This window comes from Mycoplasmopsis pullorum, from assembly GCF_001900245.1.
GTDB lineage: Bacteria > Bacillota_I > Bacilli_A > Mycoplasmatales > Metamycoplasmataceae > Mycoplasmopsis > Mycoplasmopsis pullorum.
In genome coordinates this window covers 448,354-469,108 of record NZ_CP017813.1, presented here as the reverse complement: position 1 = coordinate 469,108, position 20,755 = coordinate 448,354, and the positions used below count along the sequence as shown (strand labels likewise).

Genomic DNA, 20,755 nt, shown 5'->3' with positions numbered 1-20,755 from the left:
AACAGATTAAGTATGAAATCACAAAAGATATGAAATATACTGAATCTATTTACTATACATTTATTAAGTATTGACCGTACACATTAATTTTTTGTAGTTTGATTATAATCTCAACAGCAATTAGAATATTGCTTTTAAATTAAATTAGCAAGTAGTGCAAAATAAACATTAATACACAATCCAAACAATAAAGAATCAACATTATCTGAAGTTTTTAAAAATTCTTTAATGTTGATTTTTATTTTAGATGATTCCAGCTCAAAGTTTGGGTTGCTTTGTGAAGAGAAATATACAACTTTAGAATCGTTATTCATTGCTAAAATTGTCGGAATTAAAGTTTCAGTTGTATTTAAAGAATTCGAAATACAAATAACCAAGGTTTTTTCATCACTTCTAAGTGCTAATGCATAACGATTCGAAAACTCTTCTGGTAAATAAATTGGATAACCTAAACGTTTGAGAATTGTATAAAACTCACGAATTGAACGTAATGCGCCTCCAGCTGCATTGATGATTATTTGATTTGAACTCTGAATTAATTCAGCAAATTTTTTCATTTGCTTATTATTGATATTTTCGGTAAAAATATTAATTTTTTCAGAAATTAACTTATTATCGATTAAACGTTTTTTATGAGTTAATTTTTTATCACGATAATGCAAAAGTTTTTGCTTAAATTCTTGAAAATCATTAAAACCGATTTTACGAACAAATTTAGAAATTGTGCTTTGTGTGGTAAAAGCTAAATCAGCCAACTCTTGACTATTGACTTTTTCTAAATTGTTTAAATTAGTTAAAATCTTAAAACTAATGGTTGAATATACACCTTCAGTGTATGTCATTGTTAATAACTTTTTAATCAATGCACTACTTTTTATATTGCTATTAAAATTCATAAATAAATTATATTATTTTGTAGGAGAAAAATATGAAATATGACTATCATATGCACACTTTTTATTGCAAACACGCCGACGTTAGTGTTAAAGAGTTAGTTGAAGAATACCACAGAAGAGGTTTCATAGAAATTGGTATTAGTGATCACATCCCATATCCTGGGGAATTAGATTCAAAAGACAACTCACGTATGTACCTTAGCGAAATGCAAACTTATTTAGATGAAGTTCACTTCTACCAAAACAAATATCAAAACGAATTAAAAATCTTTGCAGGTTTTGAAAGTGAATACTTTCCAACAATGGATCATTGATACCGTGAAGTTTTACGTAGAAATGACGTAGATTACTTGATTTTAGGTATCCACGCAGTCGAAAATTTAGATCCAGAAAACAATTTTAATAAAAACTGTACCAATAAATATCAATTAAGTAGATATTGAAAATCCCTTGAAGAAGGGATGCGTACTGGTCTATTCCTTTATGCGGTGCATCCCGATTTTTACATGAAATCATATGAATCTTGAGATCAAGATTGTGAAGATTTAGCTAACAAAATCTGTGATTTAGCACTTGAATTAGATTTTCCGCTCGGATTTAACATTAATGGTTTTTGAAAAGGTCCGCGTCTAATTGGACAAACCGTGCGAAACAAATATCCAATTCACGAATTTTGACAAATTGTCAAAAATAAAGGTGTTAAAATTATTTTAGAATCTGACACACACCACAAAAAACAACTATATGACCAAGATATCATTCAACGCACTTACGGTCTGCTTAAAGAATGAGAAATTGACCACTTATTAGTCGAAAAAGTGGATGTGTTGAAATATAAAGAAAAAGTTGCCAAAATCTTAAAATAAAAGTTAAATTAAAATCTCCGTCTTATTATCTAACGGAGATTTTTTTATATCTATAAGAAATTCATTAAATCATCAACTTGCTCTTTTGTTAAATTTTGTGTTTGACTTAGCACTTCCAAAGTATCAACATTTTTTTGTAAATTTTGCTTCATTTTTGCAATCTTGTTTGACACACTTAATAGTGATTGAATTGCAATTAAGGTTGTAATTGCTACCGAAATAATTGAAATTACCACAAAATAAATCATTGTTTCTTGCGGAAAGGTATTATAACGAATCGAATACAAGTTTAATACTATAGTTGTAGCAGAAATAAAAATAGAAGCTAAACTTAAAAAGATATAAATCCCTTTACTTTTGAAGTATTTTTTCTTAGCAACTTTAGCTAAATTGTCTGCTTTTTTAATTACATTAGTTTTATTATTATTGGCTTTGCTCATTTTTTGCACTTTCCTTAATTAAACTTTCTCTTTGATAACGATCGAATGAAATAATATATAAGATTCTTTTGTAAAGTACATACTCCGGTTTGGTTGTATTTTCTGGAGAATAATAAAGTTCTTTTCCTTTAAAAAGAATATACTCTAGATCAATTCTTTTTAAATTAGTTTTAGCATCCTCAAATTTACTTCCAACAACAAAAAAGCTTAAAATTCCACTGATAAATGAAACACCAGCATTGATGATTGCGGTTAAAATAATGTATAAAGTTGAGTCATTTAAAAATGTTCGATAAGGATTATCTTGTCCTAATCATTTGTTATTACCAGCTAAAAACAAAACTACAGCAATACCTAAAAAAGTCGAACTAGCTATTGTAATTAAGTTAAGTGAGTAGTAAAGTGTCCCCAAAAGGTACTTGTTTAACACTGCTTTTTGTCTTCTTTTTTGAAAAAAACGATCTATTTTTAACATTTTATCCCTTTCTTAATTGTTCTTTTACCACATTCATCATCACAATTTTATTTTTGTTTTTCAATTTCAATCACAATACATCAATATATTTGTCTAATTCTTCTTCATTGATAACTTTAGCATCTAATTTAACTTTTAAATCCATAATTGTATTTCTAATTTTTTGATAATCACTAAATCTCATATTGACTTTGTAAATACTTAAAGTAATTGTCAAAATGAAGTTAGCAATAATAAAAATTGTAAGAATTAAAATTAATATAAATGGTGTTCAGTTTTCTGCTTCTTGATTAATATCTTTGTTTCTCATTTTTTGTAGCAAAATATTTAAAACCAAAATGGCCAAAACTATTACAACGATGTTGCAAATAGTAATTGTTGTTCCAAAAAAACTATCTAATAATTTGTAAATTTTTAAATTTCGACGGTCTTGGTCGATTTTTTTCTTAAGAGCGTTAATAATGTTTTTCATTCATCTCCTTTTAAAAATATTTTGTAAATTTATCGATTTTCTTTTCTTCTAGATAACTATATATTTTATTATATTTTTAGTCAAAAAAATTCGCAATTTAAGTCAAAAAATTTTCTGTTATTTTTACCGTTTTTCGACTAAAAAAGCAATTTATATTAAAAAAATAGCTATTTTTTGCATTTTTTATTTTTTTGTAATAAAATTAAAATATAGATAAAAGGAGAATTAGAAATGGAATTAAAAAATAAAAACCAAAATTGTGAATGCAAATGTGGTTCTAACTGCCCATGCTCAAATTGCACATGCAAATCTCAATGCAACTGCTAAATAAAACAAGGTAAATTCAAATTACCTTTTTTATTTGAATAAATTTAACCAATAAAATATAAAAAATCATTTTTTTAATTAAAAATCGTCGTTTTTTGCTGTTTTTGCTATAATAGTTAAAGTATAACATCGCTTATATTAAGGAGAATCATGTTAAAAGAAGTTGTTAAAAGTGATATCCAAGAAGATTTAAAAAAAGGACTAAAAGTTTTAGTTTTCCACGCAACATGATGTGGACCATGCCGTATGTATAAAAAATCTTTAGAAGAATTATCAGAAAAAATAGGTCTTGATATCTACAGAGTAGATGTTGATAAAGATCAAGCTTTCGCTGCAGAAATGGGGGTTAACTCAATTCCTGCAACATTCGTTTATAAAGAAGGATCATTATTAGCTTCATTCCAAGGTTACAGACCTTATGAACAATTAAACGAAGAAATTAATACTTTAAAATAAAAATCTAGGATTTAGCTCCTAGATTTTTTTAGTATCCTTCAGGGAATAATGCTGTTTTGTGTGTGCCATCTTCAAATCCGTCAGGATAAATTATTCTGAGATTTTCGCGATATGAATTAGTTTGTTTTGGATATAACTCTTTATTTGAACCATCAATTAAATTATACGGTTGTAGGATTCCATGTGCTAATTTCACTTGTGTTCTTTGAATTAAACTTGTGAATGATGCTGAATCTAATAAGTTACCATAGGTATTGTTTGCACGAACACCACTATAAATACCAATAATTTCTCCAAATTCATTATAAACTACTGAACCTGATGCTCCATAGTACAATGACGAGAATTTAATGTTGTAATTTACACCATAAAAGTTTAAGTATGGTTTGTTTCATAATAACTGTGGACTTGGATTTCCACTTTCTAGTTTTGAATCATAATCCAATGTTGCAAGTGCAAAAGCTCTTTTATTTTCAGGTGATTTAAAGTATGAAGTTAATTCTGTTGAATCACGTTCAGTTGGATTATTTTGCATTCAGTATGTTTTTCTGGTTGCACTATTTTTAGGATATCCACCAATATACACATCTTTTGCATTGGCTAACGAGATAGCTTCATAATCTAAATGTTTACCTTTAAGTCTCATTTTACCAGCTGACAAATAATCTGCACTTAAGAATGGTAAATCGTCTACAAAACGATTTGGAGTTTTATTATTAGGGTTTTTATTTCTATTGATGTAATTATCTAATGCTTTAATCGCTTTATTAATTCATCCTTTAAATTTACTATTTAAACGCGGCGAATCTAAATCAACATCAAATTCGAACACACCAAAATCTGAGAAATAAGGAATGTATCTCATTCTAGACATATTCTCCAGAATCTTCGTTTTCTTTTCTTTTTCAACTCTATCATATGTCGGTGCTTCTAATTGATCACCTATTATTATTTGATTTTTATACTCTCTGGTCTTGACTGGGGAATATAAAGTTGAATCACGAATATAATCCACAGCACCAAAAACCATTTTCGGATTCTCAAGTCCTAAAGTTTTTGAATTGTAATAAATTGTATTTCCACCTCGTGAATTAATATATTTGCTGTACGACTCATTAGGTATGCTTCCAAAGTTAGTTGGAGTTTGTTCTGTTTTACCTAAATCAAAATCGACAACAGTAGAACCAGTTGGATCAAAGTAACCTAATTTTTTATCTAAAGTTGTCCCCAACGTATTGCTCATTTGTCCCAGAACGTGCATATTGCTTGCCATGAAAATTTTGTACTTATTACTGTTTTGGTATTTATGATAATCTAATATTCAAGCGGTACCTTGATAGATGTCTCTAATAACCCCACCATTCGGAGTTTCTTTAAATGCATATTTGATAGAAAAAGTACGATCGTAAATTTCTTTGTAAATGTCCACTGGGGACATTTTAGTAAACTCAGATGCAAAGTCGGGATATTTGTGTGCATTTTCATCAAATTTTGGTATTTGAATTGGACCAGTTGGAAAACTTGGTACTACGTTGTCATCGAATTTCAAGTCCTCTTCAACTTTATCTTCTGGTTGTTCGTAGATTGCTTTTTTAACACCGTTTTCATCAATGATTTCTTTAATTTTTTTCAACTTAATTTCAATTGCTTTAAATGACAATTTATGCTCTTTAGAATATTTTTGAATTCATCGGTTTTTTTCGACTATTGATTTTTCCAACTCACCAATTTCAATATTTGTTTGCTTTAATAAATTCTCACTTTGAGAAATTTGTGTTTGATTATTTTCATAATCTCTTTTTGAGTTTAAATAATTTGAATATGTGGTTACTTTGTCTAGTTTTAATTTGTTATATTCACTGTTTATTTGGTTTATTTTAACAATAAGATTTTTAAGTTCGATATCTGTAATTTTTGGATATTCATTGATATTAACATTTAGACCAATTGCTAATTTACCAGAAATTTGTATACCATCTTCAGATTCAAAAAAGTTAAATTTGCTTAATTTTTCTAATTCACTTTCCCTTTTGATTTTGATTTCGTTGATTTGCTCTTGAAGTTTTTCAAATTTTTGATGTTCCGCTTCATATGCTTCTTTTAACGAGTTTGCAGCACTTAAAAATGCTTTTTGTCTCTCGATTGTCTCATTATAAAGTGAGTATTTTTGTTCAATTAGATAACGAGCATTTAAAATATCTTCTTTATACTCATCGATTATTTTTGCACTACCTTGTTTTACTTCAGGTTCAGGATTTCTATCGTTAATTTCTTTTTTTGGTTCAATCGTTTTAATTTGACATGCGACCAATAATGGTGAATAAGTGCCTATTAATGTTGTTGCTAATAATATTTTCTTTAATTTATTTTTATTCATATTATTCCTCAGTTAAATTAAAACGATATTCAGCAGGTATTTTGCTAACACCTTCTGGGAACAAACGAGTTTTAAATTGTCCACCATAAAGTTTTAGTAATGATTGACGGAATGATGTTCTTTGGTTTTTACCACCACCATAAACTAAATCATACGACTCCAATTTATATTTACCATATTGACCATCATAATCATACCCAGGACTGCGTAGGGCTTGTGAAAGGTTAACAAGCGTATTTCCTAAATTGTCTGTAGTTAAGTAGTTTACGGCTAAAATGTTATTATTTAAGTCACGAATACTACTTCCAGATGATCCGCCTAGTGGTTGTCAAGTAGTTAAAACATAACCTAAACCATAGTTCATAAAACCATATCCTTGGTAACTTGAACTCTTATCTCTAAATCCCTCTACGTTAAAAGGTTCATCTTTTGTACTTACATAAATAGGATTAGTAATAGTCATATCAGTAACCCCAGGCTTGTCCACAAAGTTACGGTAAGCTAAGTTTTTTGATAGTGAGTGTCCAAAGTCCCTAATACCATCCCCTTGTGTGTTTGGTTTATTGGTTCACAAGCTTGCTGTATATTTTAAAGCAAACTTGCGATCATCACTTAAAGCAGCATTATTTATTGAATAATCAGTTTCCGCACTAGGATAACCTAAAGCAAGGAAATTTGCATTAATTCTCGGGATAGGGACTTTTTGATTTCCGTCTGTGTACTCAATTACTTCGGTTTCTCATTCATGATATTTACTTAAAACATCATAATTAGCCGGTTTTGCCTTTTCAGATTCTGGTAAGTCAGCGTAGTTATTAGTAATTACACGTGCTAATTCACTGCTGCTTTCGACAAAATTTTCACCACCTGAAACACCTTCAGCTTTTTTGGTGTATTTTAATTTATTTGACGCTAATTTACCAAAATCAACTTCTAGAACTGCAAAATCTGCAAATTCTTCAATATTTTTATGTTTACTATTAGGATCGAGGTACGATTTTGGAGATTGTTTTAAGAAGTCCAGAGCAGCATAAACTATTTTGACTTGAGCTGGTTCTAAATCAACCTGTTGAACATAAGGATCTTTATCGATTGTGTCCAGCTCAATATTTAATGGTACGTCGCTACTAAAATTGTATAAACTAATCCCAGTTGTGATACCGATAAAGTTTTCGTATTTTTCTTTTTTTCTAAAAGCTTTATTGTAGTTAATTAGTCATTCAGAAGGATTTGCTATATCTTGATATTTACTGTAAAAAGCTTTATATTCAGGATCGTCTTCACCTCTGCTCGCTTTGATTTGATCTGCTCTAACTTTTGCCTCGTTAAATTCCGCTTCTAAAGCATTAAATTCTAACAAAGCATCACGTAGTAAATCATGTTCTTCTCGAATTCTTGCATTATTTACGTACAATTCATCTGAATCTCGATCTGTATTGTTTTTATGAAACGGCATAACTACGTGTAAATTGGTCGCAATGTATCATTTTGTTGGGTATGAACCATCCTCGGGAATTTCATAATCTAATATTCAAGCAGTACCTCAAGATTGTTTTCCGGATTTTACCGATTTAGTATCTGGATCTTTTGCAATCTCAGGGTTTTCGTTATTAAATACAATGCGATAAGTATCTAATGCCATTCTCTTGTAATGTTCATTCATTAAAAATCTTGGTTTACCACGATCCCCAGATTTTGAGTCGTAGTATTTTCGAACTGGTTTTATTTTATTTGGATTTAAAACCAAATCTTTATTCGCATTTGGAAGTGAAAAATTCTTAATATAAGCGTCTTGATAAAAGATTTGATAATTTGCAGCTGAAATTGTATTAAATTTATCAACTACATCCTTATTTACATTTTTATAGTTATTGATGATCGTATCAGCTTTATCTTCTTCTTTTAATTTGTATAGAAGTTCTGTTGAATATCTTAATTCATATTCTTTATATTGACCAAGATCTTTTTCGTACTTCGCAAGCTCTGCATCAATATTGAGAATATTAAGGTATTCCAATACTTCGGCACGAATTTTCTCATCTTCAATTTTTTGTTGAACTTCTAAAAGATATCTTTTAATGTCATCTTTGTTTGTTAAGCTATTTAATTTTTCGTGCAATTCAGCTTTTAATTCAGCTGACAAAGCTTCAGATTCATTAATTAATTTACGAACGACATCTTTATGTTTTTCTAATAATTCTATCGATCTTTGTCTTATTCTGATTTTTAACAATTCTTCTTTAATATTTTTAACAGCTTCTTCAAGTGCTCCACGTGTGTTTGCTGCTTCAATTTGCTGTACAAACGTATTTTTTTCTTCTTCGGTTAACTCAGTTTTTTCTTTGAGCTCTGCAATTAAGCGATCTTTGTTATTTTTAAACTCATTAAGAACATTTTGATTTTTAAAGTTTTTATTTTGTTCATTAATATGTACATTTACTGTACAAGAACCTGATAAGGATATCCCAGCTATTGCGGTTAAGGTCGAAAAGAATAACAACTTCTTTTTGTTTCTTTTCATAAGATTAACCACCTATTTTAATATCATCAACCGATTTAATGTATAAAAATGCACGAGCAGGTACATCTAAAAATTCACCTGATAAAATTCTTTCAACTGACGAAATTGTCTCATTTAAAGGTACATACACACCTGGTTCATGTGTGAAATGTTCAGTCATAAAGAAATATTGTGAAAAGAAGTTTTGTAATTGCAAAGTTTTCTTAACAATTATCTTAGATTCATCGTCCAATTCTTCCATACCAAGGATTAAAATAACATCTTCTAATTCTTTATATCTTTGGAATACTTTTTTAACTTCTATAATCGCATTATAGTGTCTTTCACCAATAATAACTGGATCCACACTAGTTGATGTCGATTCAAGTGGATCAAAAGCAGGATAAATATTTTTATATGCTACTTCACGAGAAAGCACCAGCGAACCATTTAAGTGACTAAACACCGCTACTGCTGATGGATCAGATAAATCGTCCATTGGTAGGAAGACAGTTTGGAAACTTGTAATTGCTCCGTTTTGGTTAGTGAACAATCTATTTTCAACTTGTGATATTTCTGTATTTAATGTCGCTTGGTATCCACCAATCGATGTTTTTTTGTCTAATGAAACAGCTGTTTCACTCCCTGCTTGTAGGAAACGGAAAATGTTATCGATAAATAATAAAACATTTTCTTTATTATTGTCTCTTAAATACTCAGCTGCAGTTATCCCAACTGGGACAATTGACATTCTAGCTCCAGCTCTTTCGTTCATTTGTGAAATATACATAATAGAATTATCCATCAAGTCTGATTTAACTAAATCTTGATATAATTCAACCCCTTCACGCGAACGCTCACCAGCACCAATGAAAATTGATGAAGTTTTATTTTGGTTTTTTGAAAGGTTAAAAATGATTTCTTTCATTAAAACAGTTTTACCAACCCCGGCTCCACCAAAAATACCAATTTTCGAACCTTTTAAAATAGGGATAAAGAAGTCAATTGCTTTAATCCCAGTTTCAAGAATTGTTGGTGCAAATGAATAATCGAAATTTTCAATAATGGTTGAATCCATTTCTACATATGTGTGTTTGTCTTTTTTATCTGTTAAAGAAATACCATTAATGTCAAAAATATTTCCTTTTGCTTTTTGACCAACTGGTACCATAAATGATTTACCTGTTGGAAAGACTTCTTGATTAATTTTCAAAGCTTCTTCACTATTTACGATGATTGCAAGCAATTTTTTATCATTTACAATTTTTTTAACCATTAAGGAAGATGAATCATTTTCGGTTTTAATAATGTGGTTGATTTTTGGTAACTCTTGATTTTCAAAAGTAATCTCAACAACATCACTTCAAATCTTACTTATTTTTGCACTCATTATTTAACTCCTGTAATTTCATTGTAAATTTCAACTAATTTGCTTTGATCTAAAGGTAAAAATTTATCATTAGAATTAAGTTTTCAATCTAGTTTATTAGCTTTTGAAAATTGATCTAAAGAATATTTAAAGAAATTTTTTGCAATTTCATCATTATTTTGTTTATTCGATAATAGATTATTGAATAATTCATTTGCTTGTTTGTTTTTCTCAATAAATTTATCAACAAATTTTAAAACTAATGGCAAGTCTTTAATTTCACTCAAGAAACCTCATGTCACTAATTTCGATGTCATAAACATAGCATTTTCTGAGTAGCTTGAAACACCTTTTTGGATAAACATTCTTTCAGCTAAAATACCATTTGAAATCAATTGACTAATGTCGTCATTTAAGTCATATTTAAGTGATGATAATTTAATTTGTCTTTTGTATGATTTGTATAACTTACCAACTTCAGATGCAACACGAGCAATATGTGCTTTTTGAACATTTCCACCAATCCGGCTAACTGATAAATCAATGTCCACAGCTGGAATTTTACCTGCTGCAAATAATTCGGAATTAGTAACGATTTGACCGTCGGTAATAGAAATAACGTTCGAAGCAACTAAAGAAGTAATGTCATTTTCAACTGTTTGAATAATTGGTAAAGCTGTAATTGAATATTTGTTTTTAAATTTTCCACTACGTTCTAAAAGACGAGAGTGAGTGTAGAACATGTCCCCAGGGAATGCTTCTTTTCCAACTGGTTTATTGGTTAATAAAGCAATTTCACGAACAATATTTGCGTGGTTAGTTAAGTTGTCAAAAACAATCAAAACATCTTCTTCGGGGCAAATATTTTCCGCATGTGTCATACCGATATAAGGTGCTAAATATTGCTCATATGGATTACTTGATGAAGCATCGATAATTATAGTGTAGTCCATTGCACCATTTTCTTTAAGTAACTTATAAGCAGCTGTAACTTGCGATTGTTGCTGTCCTATAGCTACATAAATACATTTAATACCTTTACCTTTTTGATTAATAATTGTATTTAATGCAATGTGAGTTTTTCCAGTTCTACGGTCCCCAATAATCAACTCACGTTGTCCCCGACCGATCGGGATTAATAAGTCAATATTAATGTATCCTGTATAAAGTTGTTGTTCTAAAGGTTCATAATCTAACAATTTATTATCATTGTTAAAAATATTATTTTCATGTTTGTAATATCCTTGTGTAAATTTTTCATTAATTGGATATAACACATCATTATTAGTGTTAATAATCTTTCCAAAAATATCTTTTGGTGTTTTAACTTTTTCACTTTCATGAATTGCTACAACTTCTGAACCGATTAATAAATCATTAACCCCAGCACTAGCAAGACAGAACGCTCGATCTGTGGTTGATGAAATTAACATCATTTTGATATCTTGTTTTGAATTTTTTAAGCAAAAAATTTGATTTTGTTGATATTCATAATTACCTGAAATTTCTACAACATAGTCAAAAATTGCTGTTACAATAGGATTTTTCATTATTAAATTCCTCCAATAGCAAAAATAATCATAGCGATTGCAATTCCTAGTGACATTACAGAAATTCCAATTAATACAAAACTATATTTTTTGCCTAATTTTATTTTTTTGTTTTTACTAAATCTTAAGACTAGTCAATTAATTAAAGTGGTCAAACCTAATAAGGTGAAAATAGCACTAACAACATAATAAAGTGTCTTTTGTTTTTCGACATATCCGATCGTTTTAGTTGATTTAACACGATTATATGTTTCTTTAAGCTCAATAACTTTAGGATTATTCGTGTCATTTGGATTAAGTTCATCAGTATTTGTTAAAACAGCTAACTGAATCAAAATATTTTGAATTTTATCAATCACTTCAACGTTTTTATTGTACTTGTCTTGAATACTAAAGGTGTTAGAATTAATTAATCCTTTTCAGTAGTCAAGGTCAAAGTTTAAAATTTCAAAAATTTTATCCAAGGTTGCTAAATCGAACTTAAACATCTGGAATTTTTTAATAATTTCTTGTTTAAGTTCTTTCTTCTCAAGTCCTTCCTTAGCATCGAAAACGACTTTTTTATAGGTATTGTAAAGATATTCGAAAAATTGATATTCAACATTAGTATCATTTTCAACTAAACTACTTCTCTCAATTGAACCTAAAAATAGATTCATTAAATCTCTAATATAGTCAGACGATTCAATTGTTAACTCTTTTTCTTTATTTGACTTGATAATAGTATCTTTGTATTTTTCAATTATTTTTTTAAGCTCTGTGTGATAATCATCTTTTTCCGAAATCATCTTATTTAGATTTACGATCATATTAAACACAGATAAAATTAATTCTTGATTTCCTAAATTTTTAAGTGTAATTTTAGAACCAATACCAAGCGCATCGTAAAATTTAACAATTGTTTCACGGACTAATTTATTTGCTGCTTCTTTAGATCTAGCAAATTCTTTTGAATCATCTTTTAAAATTTCAGTTTCATATGTACGTGAAATACTTAAGTTATTTCTATCTCGAATTAAAACCACAGCTTTTAATCTATCTTCTGTTTTTCTAAGTGCAATAATTGAGTAATGATAACGAGTAAAAATAGAATTTTCAAATTTGAATCTTAAATTTAACTCTGATAAATTGCTGTTATCAGATAATGCTTTTCACTCATCATAAAATTCAGGTTTAAAGTTTTCTCAAAATTCAAATGAAATATAAGGTATTAAATTAGGGACGTTTTCGGTAAAAGCATCAATATTATCTAAAGGATCTGTTACTTCTTTAGGATTCGTGACTGGAATAACAGGAGGTGTTTCAGGTGGTGTTTCTTCAGCATCTGAATTTGAGTTTCTATCTAAGTCAAATCGTAAAAACCTCTTTTCAATTTTCTCTTTAACATAGTCATCTCATTCACTATAACCATTTGGTAAAGTAATTTCAATACCATTATAGAAATCATCAAACAAAATTTCTGTAGTGTCTGAATTATCACTATTTTCTAGTTTTTCACTCTTTAATTTTGGTATATCTCTTTCATTGACAAAAATCTCGTCAAATTGCGAATTCAAGTCCGAAAAATATTTTCTCGTCTGTTCTTGTAATTCTGCATAACTCATAGCATTGATGTTAACTGTGAATTCATCTTTGCGAGCAATATCATCTTCAAAGTAAGTTGTCCCCAATACCGTACCGAATTTAATATTTTCATACTCACGATCATCATAAATTACATTCGAAACGTAAATATCTTTATTTAAAGCTATAACGTAGGGATAAATAATTTGAAAACCAAAAGATTTTGGATCATCGAGAATGTCAAAACGTTTTCTCTGTAGATAGTCAGCAACTTTGTGGTAATAAATGGCTTTAATGATTTCTTCGGTTTTTTCCTTTTCACTCTTACGAATAATCTCATTAGCTTTATTTCTTAAATCAACTATTTTATTATCGATTATTGTTGATAATTGTCTCTTTAATTCCAAATCTACAACCTTTTTGAAAGAATCAAAATTTGGATCTAAAGTAGGTTGCACTTCTTCTTCATTTGGTTGTGTTGGTTGATCTGCCTCTGGTGAAGCTGTAGTTGTCCCAGTGCTAGGATTTGCAGAAATTACTAAAGGAAAGGTTGAAAATAAACTGACTGAACCTAATATTAATCATTTATTCTTTTTCATTCTTCTCCTTTATTTAAGTTGAAATTGACAATTGCTGTTAATCTAAATAATTCTCTTTTTTTGAATATAGTTTCGATTGAAACATCAGTTTGAATATTATTTTTGTGCATTTCATTCAATAAATCAATTTCATTTTTTAGTTCTTTAACTGCTTTTTTATTCACTTCTGGTAAATCATTTTTATTTTGTGCGTTTTTGTAAAATTCTAATTTCGAATTTGAATAACGCAATTCAATTTCATTTTCCTTATAAGAAGCAAATACATTCTCTAAAATCAGATAAATAGTTCGATTGCGATTTCGCATAGTGGTATGAATACGAATTAGAACTCTGGTATAACTGGCAACAGAATTTGGTGTAAAGGTTGTTCAAGAATCTTTTAAATCATTGTTAAATTCCAATTTATTAATGTTAATTTTGTCTATTTCAAATGTTTGTGATACTAATTTAAGTACTGTTTTACTCATTATTCTTCCTTATAGTTCCCCGCTGTGTGCAATAAATCTTTTTTCGAACTTAACAATGAAAGTTGTTCAACTTCCAATTCCCGTTTACCACGTAGCATTGACAAGTGCATTTGTTTGTATTTCTTTTCTAAATCATGAATTTTTTGATTTTGAGCAACTAATTTATATTTTTCATTAATTAATGCTGATTCATTAAGTAATGTAAACACCATATAAGTTAAATAAGAATTTAATTCCGAATTAATAAATTTGTTTAAATTTGGATAAATATTCATTCTTTTAATATTCATCTCTTTTTCCATTTCTAGATGTCGAACATTTAAGTTAAAATCCATCTTCGAAAGTGGTAAAACACTTAGAAAACTTTGTTTGGTTTTACTTGAATTAATAACAAAATTAATATTAAAGAATCCATTTTGTTCCATAAATTCCAAAAGAAACTCAGGTAAAATGTGAACCAAATAATCAATTTGATTTTCACTGTGACTAAAAAGAATTTTGTATTTATTTTGTGTTGCAAAATTAATTGCTCGCTGACCAATCGGAATTATCAAATCATTCTTTTTGATATTCTTAATTAGATTTTTTTCATACTTTAAATACGAGTTAGTTGAATATTTTTCTTCTTCAGTTACATAAATTCAAATTGTTTTAGAAATTGAAAACTTGTTAGATTTTTTGATATTAAAGATATTAAAAGTTGTTTCACCATTTAAAATCGGATTATTAACTATATTCGAACCTAAAAGACTTTCAATTATTCTCTTTGAACTTAATGCTCTTTCATAGTAAAAACTAATTTGTTTAGATAATTTAAGAATGTTAATTAATGTAATATTCTTGTTTGACTCGACTATTTTCATTAATTTCGAAAAACTATTAAGTTTTGTTTTGATTTTTTTAATGTGCATTATTTAATAAATTTCTTTCCAAAATAAATCGAATATTTATCAATCAAGACATCGTATTCGACAATTATTTCCGGTACAATCTCGACCAAAAATCCTTTATTTAAGAGTTTTTCGATTACTTTATTTAATTCTTGCAAGATGTGGTTGGTTTCAGGATCGTTAGCGATTGATAAATTTAAAGATTTTAAATTCACATTAGGTTCATGACTTAAAGTTGGAACTAAAGAGTGTAAACTGAATCTTGTATCACGAACAAAACTAATAATAAAATTCTTAAACACAATTTCATTACGAGTCTCGATTTGTTCTTGTGATTTTTCAGTTATTTCAATTCAGATTGGATTTTTTGAACTTAAATTCAATTCTAAAAGCACCTCATTTGTAAAGGTTGAATAATCTAAAAAGTTCTTTGATTCTCTTGCTTTTTCATAAGTTGAAAAAACTAAATTTTGATACTCAATTTCTTCTTTAGAATATTTTTTGGTTTTTTTATTAAATAACATTTATTTTTTCTCCCTTTCTCTCTTTACCAACTCTAAGGTCGTTTCGTTTGATATAGAATAGTAATTTTGATCATTCATAAATTTGGTAAACAAATCCTGCAAAAATTATTATTAAGGCACTAATTAAGAAAATATCTGAAATATGAATTATAAAAATGAAAATTGACGAAAGTAAATTATTGTTATGAACTGAAATAATGATGTCTAAAGTTTGGAAAAAGACTGCAAACAACGTTAAAATTAACACTAAAGTGTTTGTAAGTAAAAAGCTTTTTGATTTTTTGACATTGTCGATAAAACGGCTCGCAATCATTCCGCTCGCAATAAAAGCATTTAGTAAGATTAAAACTATTAGATTGATAAATGGTTGATTTTGAACGAACCGAATTGAAAGACATAAAGCAACTAAAAAGAAAAATGATAAGGAAATCAAAAAGCGGTTTAAATTGATTTTTTTCATTTTGTCTTTACTCAAAATGAATAATAAGATTAGTGTTATCAAAATAATCAAATAACTACCGATGAAAATTAAATAATAAATGTGTTGAATTTTCTTGGTAACAAACACAAAATTATTTTCTAAACTCATTCCTAAATGTTTTGTTGCAAAAATAATTAATGAAACAGATGCACAAAGAACAAAATTGAGCAAACTTTTTAAAATAAATTTTACTTTTTGTTCGTTGTTTTTGTTTGAAAAATAAGGTCAAAATGATAAAACTATTGAAAATAAACTTAATAAAACAATAATTAAAATGTATAAGAAAGCATATCGATTAATTACAACATTTAAGTTATTGTCAAAGAATCTAAAATTGCTGTTTTGATCAGTGAATAATACGTCGATTCAACTTTTATTCGGAATTGCGGATTCATTTGTTTTACTAATAAAGATATAAAGTAATGTAATTCCGAATATAACGATTAAAAATCTAATAAAAGAACCTGATAATAACATTAAATTCGATTTATTGTCGATTGGATTCTTTTTTCTATTTCAAATAATTCAGCCTGTTTGAACTATTAGATTTAAAAATAAAGCAATAATGATTAAAACAGTATTATTGATAATAACTTCTTTACCAGTGTCGAATGTGATTGGAATTGAAAATAATATTCTTAATCCCGCTAATCCTAAAATTATGAAAATTATCGAAATAGCTAAAATCACAAATATATTTAATGAATATTTTCAAACACTATAAGCTGAAAATAAACAATAAATAAAGGTAAATACTAACATTGCAAAATTAATCAAAAAGATGAAATTTCTTGCTTTGTAATTTGGATTCGAAAAATTAAACAAATTTTCTAAATTTATAAAAGTTTGATTTTGATTACTATTATCCAAAATTGTTTTTAGAGAAAAAATCAAATACGTCAATGCAATAAAGAAAATTATTAAAATCAACCTTTTAAAGTTGGTATAAATTAGATAATTTGCAACTCTTTTAAGTTTTTGACTAATCAAAATTGTATCCTCCTTTTCCTCCGACTACAACATTAAATTGACTACTATATGCTGGAGAGCTTTTTAGTGTTGCAGCAACATCTTCATCGTCGACGATTATTGTTCTTACTGCGGGACTACCATTTTTAAGACCTTCTAATAAACCTTGTAATTGATGAGTTCATTCTCCATGGAATTGATCAGCTCCTCCACTAAGATGAATTTTAGTTGTTGATGAATCACCAAATAAAATTTTTGGTTTTTCAGTAGGACCTCATTTTCCTAAAACTTTGACAAATTGACTATCACAGAATTCTGAAATACTAATTTCAAACACACTACCATTTGATGGTAATTTAAGAACACGGAATATGTATTTACCTAAATTAATACCTTTGAGTGATTTTAAATTAGTTTCAGATAAGTCAATTTTGATTGGTCATCCCTGATCACCATGTGCACCATTGAATACTTTTCAATCTCTATGTTCAAATAAAACTAAATTCATACCTTTATTTACATCATCTAGAGTACTTCCAGCGCCTGGTCTTATAACGTTAAATTGGATAGGACCATATTGTACTTGTATTGAATTGTAGTTGTCGTGACCATATGTATTAGTATAATCATGTGCGACAAATTCCGTATTTAAGAAAGAAATAGGATCGATTCCTCAACCATATCTATTTCCACTAACATCTCCTATATTATCGTTAATATTAGGTTTAGTTGTAACTAATTCAACTTGTTTTAAACGTTTGTCTTTTAAGTATTTAAGACCTGTCATTTTTGTGGTTTCAAAATTCAATGTCAATTTATCGATTTGAAGTGGTAAATTCTTGAATATTTCACTCAAATCTTGATTAGCATCATTTAATCCAATATTTCTAATGAATAAACCTGAAATATTAGGATGTTTTTTTAAGTATGTCAAAATATCTCTTACAGCATTAGGATTAGTAGCATCCATAAACGCCATAAGTTGTTCACCTTGTTGTTTACCTGCTTCATTTGAACTTTCAGGTGTATAAGTGAATGTTACTATACCTCCACCATCAATCGTTATACGGTGTGTCTCATCATTTTCTGATATTCTAGATTCACCACTTGGAGCTCTATAACTTGAATCTTGAGCAGAAAGATTAGTGGATTTTCAACCAGGATATTCACCACGTCCTTGCATTCCACCCGATCTACCATACTTATCTCATTTAGTATTCGAGTATCTAAATCCTCTTTTTGTTGAATTAAGTTTTTTATTGCGAATATATACAGGATTGTTATCGTCAGAAACAAATCCTAAAACCGGATATGGTTCATATCAATTTTTTGGTGGAATTAAAACTTTACCTTCTGCCATATATTTGTCGAAATTTTTTAAGTAATCATTAATATAAGCGTCTCATTGATTGGCAGCTGCTTCTCTCATATCAGCGACAGTATCTAATTGAGTATTATTCATTGCAAGACCAAGTTGTTTGAGTGATTTTTCGCCATTTAATCATTGAACTACTTTTTCTCTCTCGAAATCTTGTAAAGTAGGCATTAATTCCGCGATCGTGTTAACATCTACTTTTTCTCTTCTGATTTTTGCTGAAAGATTTCGCATCTTTAATACGTATTCACGTTGTTTTGATCTATCAGATGAATCTAATGTTACAGGATTCGATGGAGGAATGTCAAAACTAGGTGGATTCGGATCATCAAGCTCAGATTCATTTAATAAACGACCACCATTCGAAACAACTCTACCACCACTTGTTTCATTTGAACTACTAGTATTAGAGTTATTATTAGAATCGGTATTAGGTTGATTTATCGTAGATGAATTCGGTTGATTATTAGGTGTATTCTCATCATTTGGATTATTTTCAACAGGAGGTTTTGGTTTCTCTGCGGGTTCTTCAGGTTCTGCTGGAGGTGGAGTAACAGCCGGTTTTTCAATTAATTCAACAAAATATGAGTTAGTTAAATCTTCTTTACCAATCACTAAGTTCGGATTTTGACCGTCAACTAATTTATATTTTTCAGGTACATATGAACTTGCATAAAGTTCAACATTATCTCATTCATAAAGTTTTACATCTTTAATTACATTACCATCATTAAGTTTGTAAATTACACGAGTGTAAACTTTTTTTCTTGGAATGTAAACTTGCACTTCATTTACTTCACCAAGTTTTATTTTGGTTATGTCAAATTTTTCAGCTACAATGTCGTATCCTTCAGGAATATTTGATTTAATCTCATTTTCGGTAATTTTTGTATATCTAATTTTAACTATTGGAGTTGTCTTGATTAATGCAGACTCAAGCACATAATTAATTGTTGTTGTTTGTAAATCAGGTTTTTCTTTAACATAAAATACAAATTCCCCTCCATCGACAATTGGAGTAAGTTCATGATCTTGGTGTTCCTCAAATTCGTAATTTTCTGGTAAATATTCGTTTGGATCTACTGACTCATCTTCATAAGTTTTAACTTCTTTAATGTAAATTGTGTCTTCTTTAAGTGTACGATAAATCAATGTTGTTTTAAATTCTTCTCTTAATTTAACCACTGGAACTTTATTAATAAGACCTAAAAGGATGGTCGAAAGGTCAAAATCGTCCTGAATTTTATAGTCTTTTGGTACTTTTTCTTGAACATTAATTTCATCTAAATTTTCAGTTTCAAATTCAACATTATCTCCGACTTGTTCTTCTCCATCCATGAATTTAACAGTTGTAATCTTGATATTTTTAATTAAATTGACGAAAATTTTGTTTTCTTTACCAAGGAAAACCTCAATTTCATTTACATTTTCATGTTTGGTTTTGTCAATTTCATAACCTTCTGGAATATCATTCGTAATATCAATGATTATCGGTTTTTTTGCTTCTTCTTCATCATCAGGAATCTTAATATCAAGTCTTTTAACCTTAATAACTTCATCTTCAAAAATGAACAATAATTTTGTCGCTTCTTTTTCTTTTACGTTGTTGTCAGTGATCGAATTGAATTCTGTACGAATGATGATGTTAATTTTGTCAGATAATGTTGGATCAACATAGGTTTTTGAAACAGGTCTATTTTTGATTATGTCACTTTTTTCTCTACCATAGTAGATAAAACTTGTAATAAGAGCAGATGTAGTAAGAGTTCCACCTAAAACCAAAGCACCTTTAAGCAATTTATTTCTTTTTGCTTTGTTCATTATTTCTCCTTTTTTAAATATAAATATTTAAAAAACCTACCAAAAAAAAAAAAAACAGAGTTTTAAAAGTCGATTGAATTACTCTCAAAAAACTTTTATTCACTCGTTTTGGTATTTGTGTTTTTTAAGTTTAAATCAAATGTACATATATCATATTGTTTTTTCGTACTTATTTCAGCAAAAAAACATATTTTCATCATTTTTTTATATTTTTATGCATTTTTTCATTCATTCTGGAAATTTTTTTCATATTCGACCACTTTTTTTTTTTTTTTTGAAAAAACTTTCAGCTGATTTGGAAGTTTTTAACATGCTTTTTTGAATAAAAAATAGAGATT

Annotated in this window: 16 protein-coding genes; 2 read left to right on the top strand and 14 right to left on the bottom strand. The window is 28.4% G+C overall.

What is annotated here, in order from left to right:
• Positions 1-134 precede the first annotated feature (134 nt).
• Positions 135-896 carry a MurR/RpiR family transcriptional regulator gene (locus BLA55_RS01685; protein ID WP_084107632.1) on the bottom strand — a complete coding sequence of 254 codons (762 nt, stop codon included), beginning with the start codon at positions 894-896 and terminating at the stop codon, positions 135-137.
• A 32-nt stretch (positions 897-928) separates the two neighbouring features.
• Between BLA55_RS01685 and BLA55_RS01680 the strand changes: the two genes are divergently transcribed.
• Positions 929-1,762, top strand: coding sequence for a histidinol-phosphatase (locus BLA55_RS01680; RefSeq protein ID WP_073372382.1), 834 nt, complete (start codon positions 929-931; stop codon positions 1,760-1,762).
• A 50-nt stretch (positions 1,763-1,812) separates the two neighbouring features.
• Here the strand turns inward: BLA55_RS01680 and BLA55_RS01675 are convergent, their stop codons facing one another.
• From BLA55_RS01675 to BLA55_RS01665, 3 genes are read right to left on the bottom strand one after another with little or no spacing between them, the layout of a single operon-like run.
• Positions 1,813-2,202, bottom strand: a complete 390-nt coding sequence (locus tag BLA55_RS01675; RefSeq protein WP_073372381.1) for a hypothetical protein — start codon at positions 2,200-2,202, stop codon at positions 1,813-1,815.
• Positions 2,186-2,677, bottom strand: a complete 492-nt coding sequence (locus BLA55_RS01670; protein WP_073372380.1) for a DUF4231 domain-containing protein — start codon at positions 2,675-2,677, stop codon at positions 2,186-2,188. Before BLA55_RS01670 ends, BLA55_RS01675 begins: the two co-directional genes overlap by 17 nt.
• 1 nt (position 2,678) lies before the next feature.
• Positions 2,679-3,149, bottom strand: a complete 471-nt coding sequence (locus BLA55_RS01665) for a hypothetical protein (RefSeq protein ID WP_073372379.1) — start codon at positions 3,147-3,149, stop codon at positions 2,679-2,681.
• Between the two features lie 477 nt (positions 3,150-3,626).
• Here BLA55_RS01665 and BLA55_RS01660 point away from each other — a divergent pair, with 477 nt between their 5' ends.
• The gene (locus BLA55_RS01660; RefSeq protein ID WP_073372378.1) at positions 3,627-3,932 is read left to right on the top strand and encodes a thioredoxin family protein; all 306 of its coding nucleotides are present in this window, start codon (positions 3,627-3,629) and stop codon (positions 3,930-3,932) included.
• A gap of 28 nt (positions 3,933-3,960) precedes the next feature.
• Here the strand turns inward: BLA55_RS01660 and BLA55_RS01655 are convergent, their stop codons facing one another.
• The 10 genes from BLA55_RS01655 to BLA55_RS01610 are packed head-to-tail and all read right to left on the bottom strand — an operon-like array spanning position 3,961 to position 20,417.
• The gene (locus BLA55_RS01655) at positions 3,961-6,309 is read right to left on the bottom strand and encodes an MIP family Ig-specific serine endopeptidase (RefSeq protein WP_073372377.1); all 2,349 of its coding nucleotides are present in this window, start codon (positions 6,307-6,309) and stop codon (positions 3,961-3,963) included.
• Between the two features lies 1 nt (position 6,310).
• Positions 6,311-8,830, bottom strand: a complete 2,520-nt coding sequence (gene mip, locus BLA55_RS01650; RefSeq protein WP_073372376.1) for an Ig-specific serine endopeptidase MIP — start codon at positions 8,828-8,830, stop codon at positions 6,311-6,313.
• A gap of 4 nt (positions 8,831-8,834) precedes the next feature.
• Positions 8,835-10,199, bottom strand: a complete 1,365-nt coding sequence (locus BLA55_RS01645) for an MSC_0618 family F1-like ATPase beta subunit (protein WP_073372375.1) — start codon at positions 10,197-10,199, stop codon at positions 8,835-8,837.
• Complete coding sequence (locus tag BLA55_RS01640; protein WP_073372374.1) at positions 10,199-11,728, bottom strand: MSC_0619 family F1-like ATPase alpha subunit; 1,530 nt, start codon at positions 11,726-11,728, stop codon at positions 10,199-10,201. The genes BLA55_RS01645 and BLA55_RS01640 overlap by 1 nt, the downstream gene beginning before the upstream one ends.
• Positions 11,729-11,730: 2 nt before the next feature.
• Complete coding sequence (locus tag BLA55_RS01635; protein WP_073372373.1) at positions 11,731-13,890, bottom strand: MSC_0620 family F1-like ATPase-associated subunit; 2,160 nt, start codon at positions 13,888-13,890, stop codon at positions 11,731-11,733.
• Positions 13,869-14,357 (bottom strand): MSC_0621 family F1-like ATPase epsilon subunit, encoded by a 489-nt coding sequence (locus BLA55_RS01630; protein WP_073372372.1) that lies wholly within the window; start codon positions 14,355-14,357, stop codon positions 13,869-13,871. The genes BLA55_RS01635 and BLA55_RS01630 overlap by 22 nt, the downstream gene beginning before the upstream one ends.
• Positions 14,357-15,268 (bottom strand): MSC_0622 family F1-like ATPase gamma subunit, encoded by a 912-nt coding sequence (locus BLA55_RS01625; RefSeq protein WP_073372371.1) that lies wholly within the window; start codon positions 15,266-15,268, stop codon positions 14,357-14,359. Before BLA55_RS01625 ends, BLA55_RS01630 begins: the two co-directional genes overlap by 1 nt.
• Complete coding sequence (locus BLA55_RS01620; protein WP_073372370.1) at positions 15,268-15,771, bottom strand: MSC_0623 family F1-like ATPase-associated protein; 504 nt, start codon at positions 15,769-15,771, stop codon at positions 15,268-15,270. Before BLA55_RS01620 ends, BLA55_RS01625 begins: the two co-directional genes overlap by 1 nt.
• A complete protein-coding gene (locus tag BLA55_RS01615; protein WP_416389229.1) occupies positions 15,761-17,182 on the bottom strand; it encodes an MSC_0624 family F1-like ATPase-associated membrane protein in 1,422 nt (473 codons plus the stop codon). Before BLA55_RS01615 ends, BLA55_RS01620 begins: the two co-directional genes overlap by 11 nt.
• Before the next feature lie 52 nt (positions 17,183-17,234).
• A complete protein-coding gene (locus BLA55_RS01610) occupies positions 17,235-20,417 on the bottom strand; it encodes a putative immunoglobulin-blocking virulence protein (protein WP_073372368.1) in 3,183 nt (1,060 codons plus the stop codon).
• Positions 20,418-20,755 lie beyond the last annotated feature (338 nt).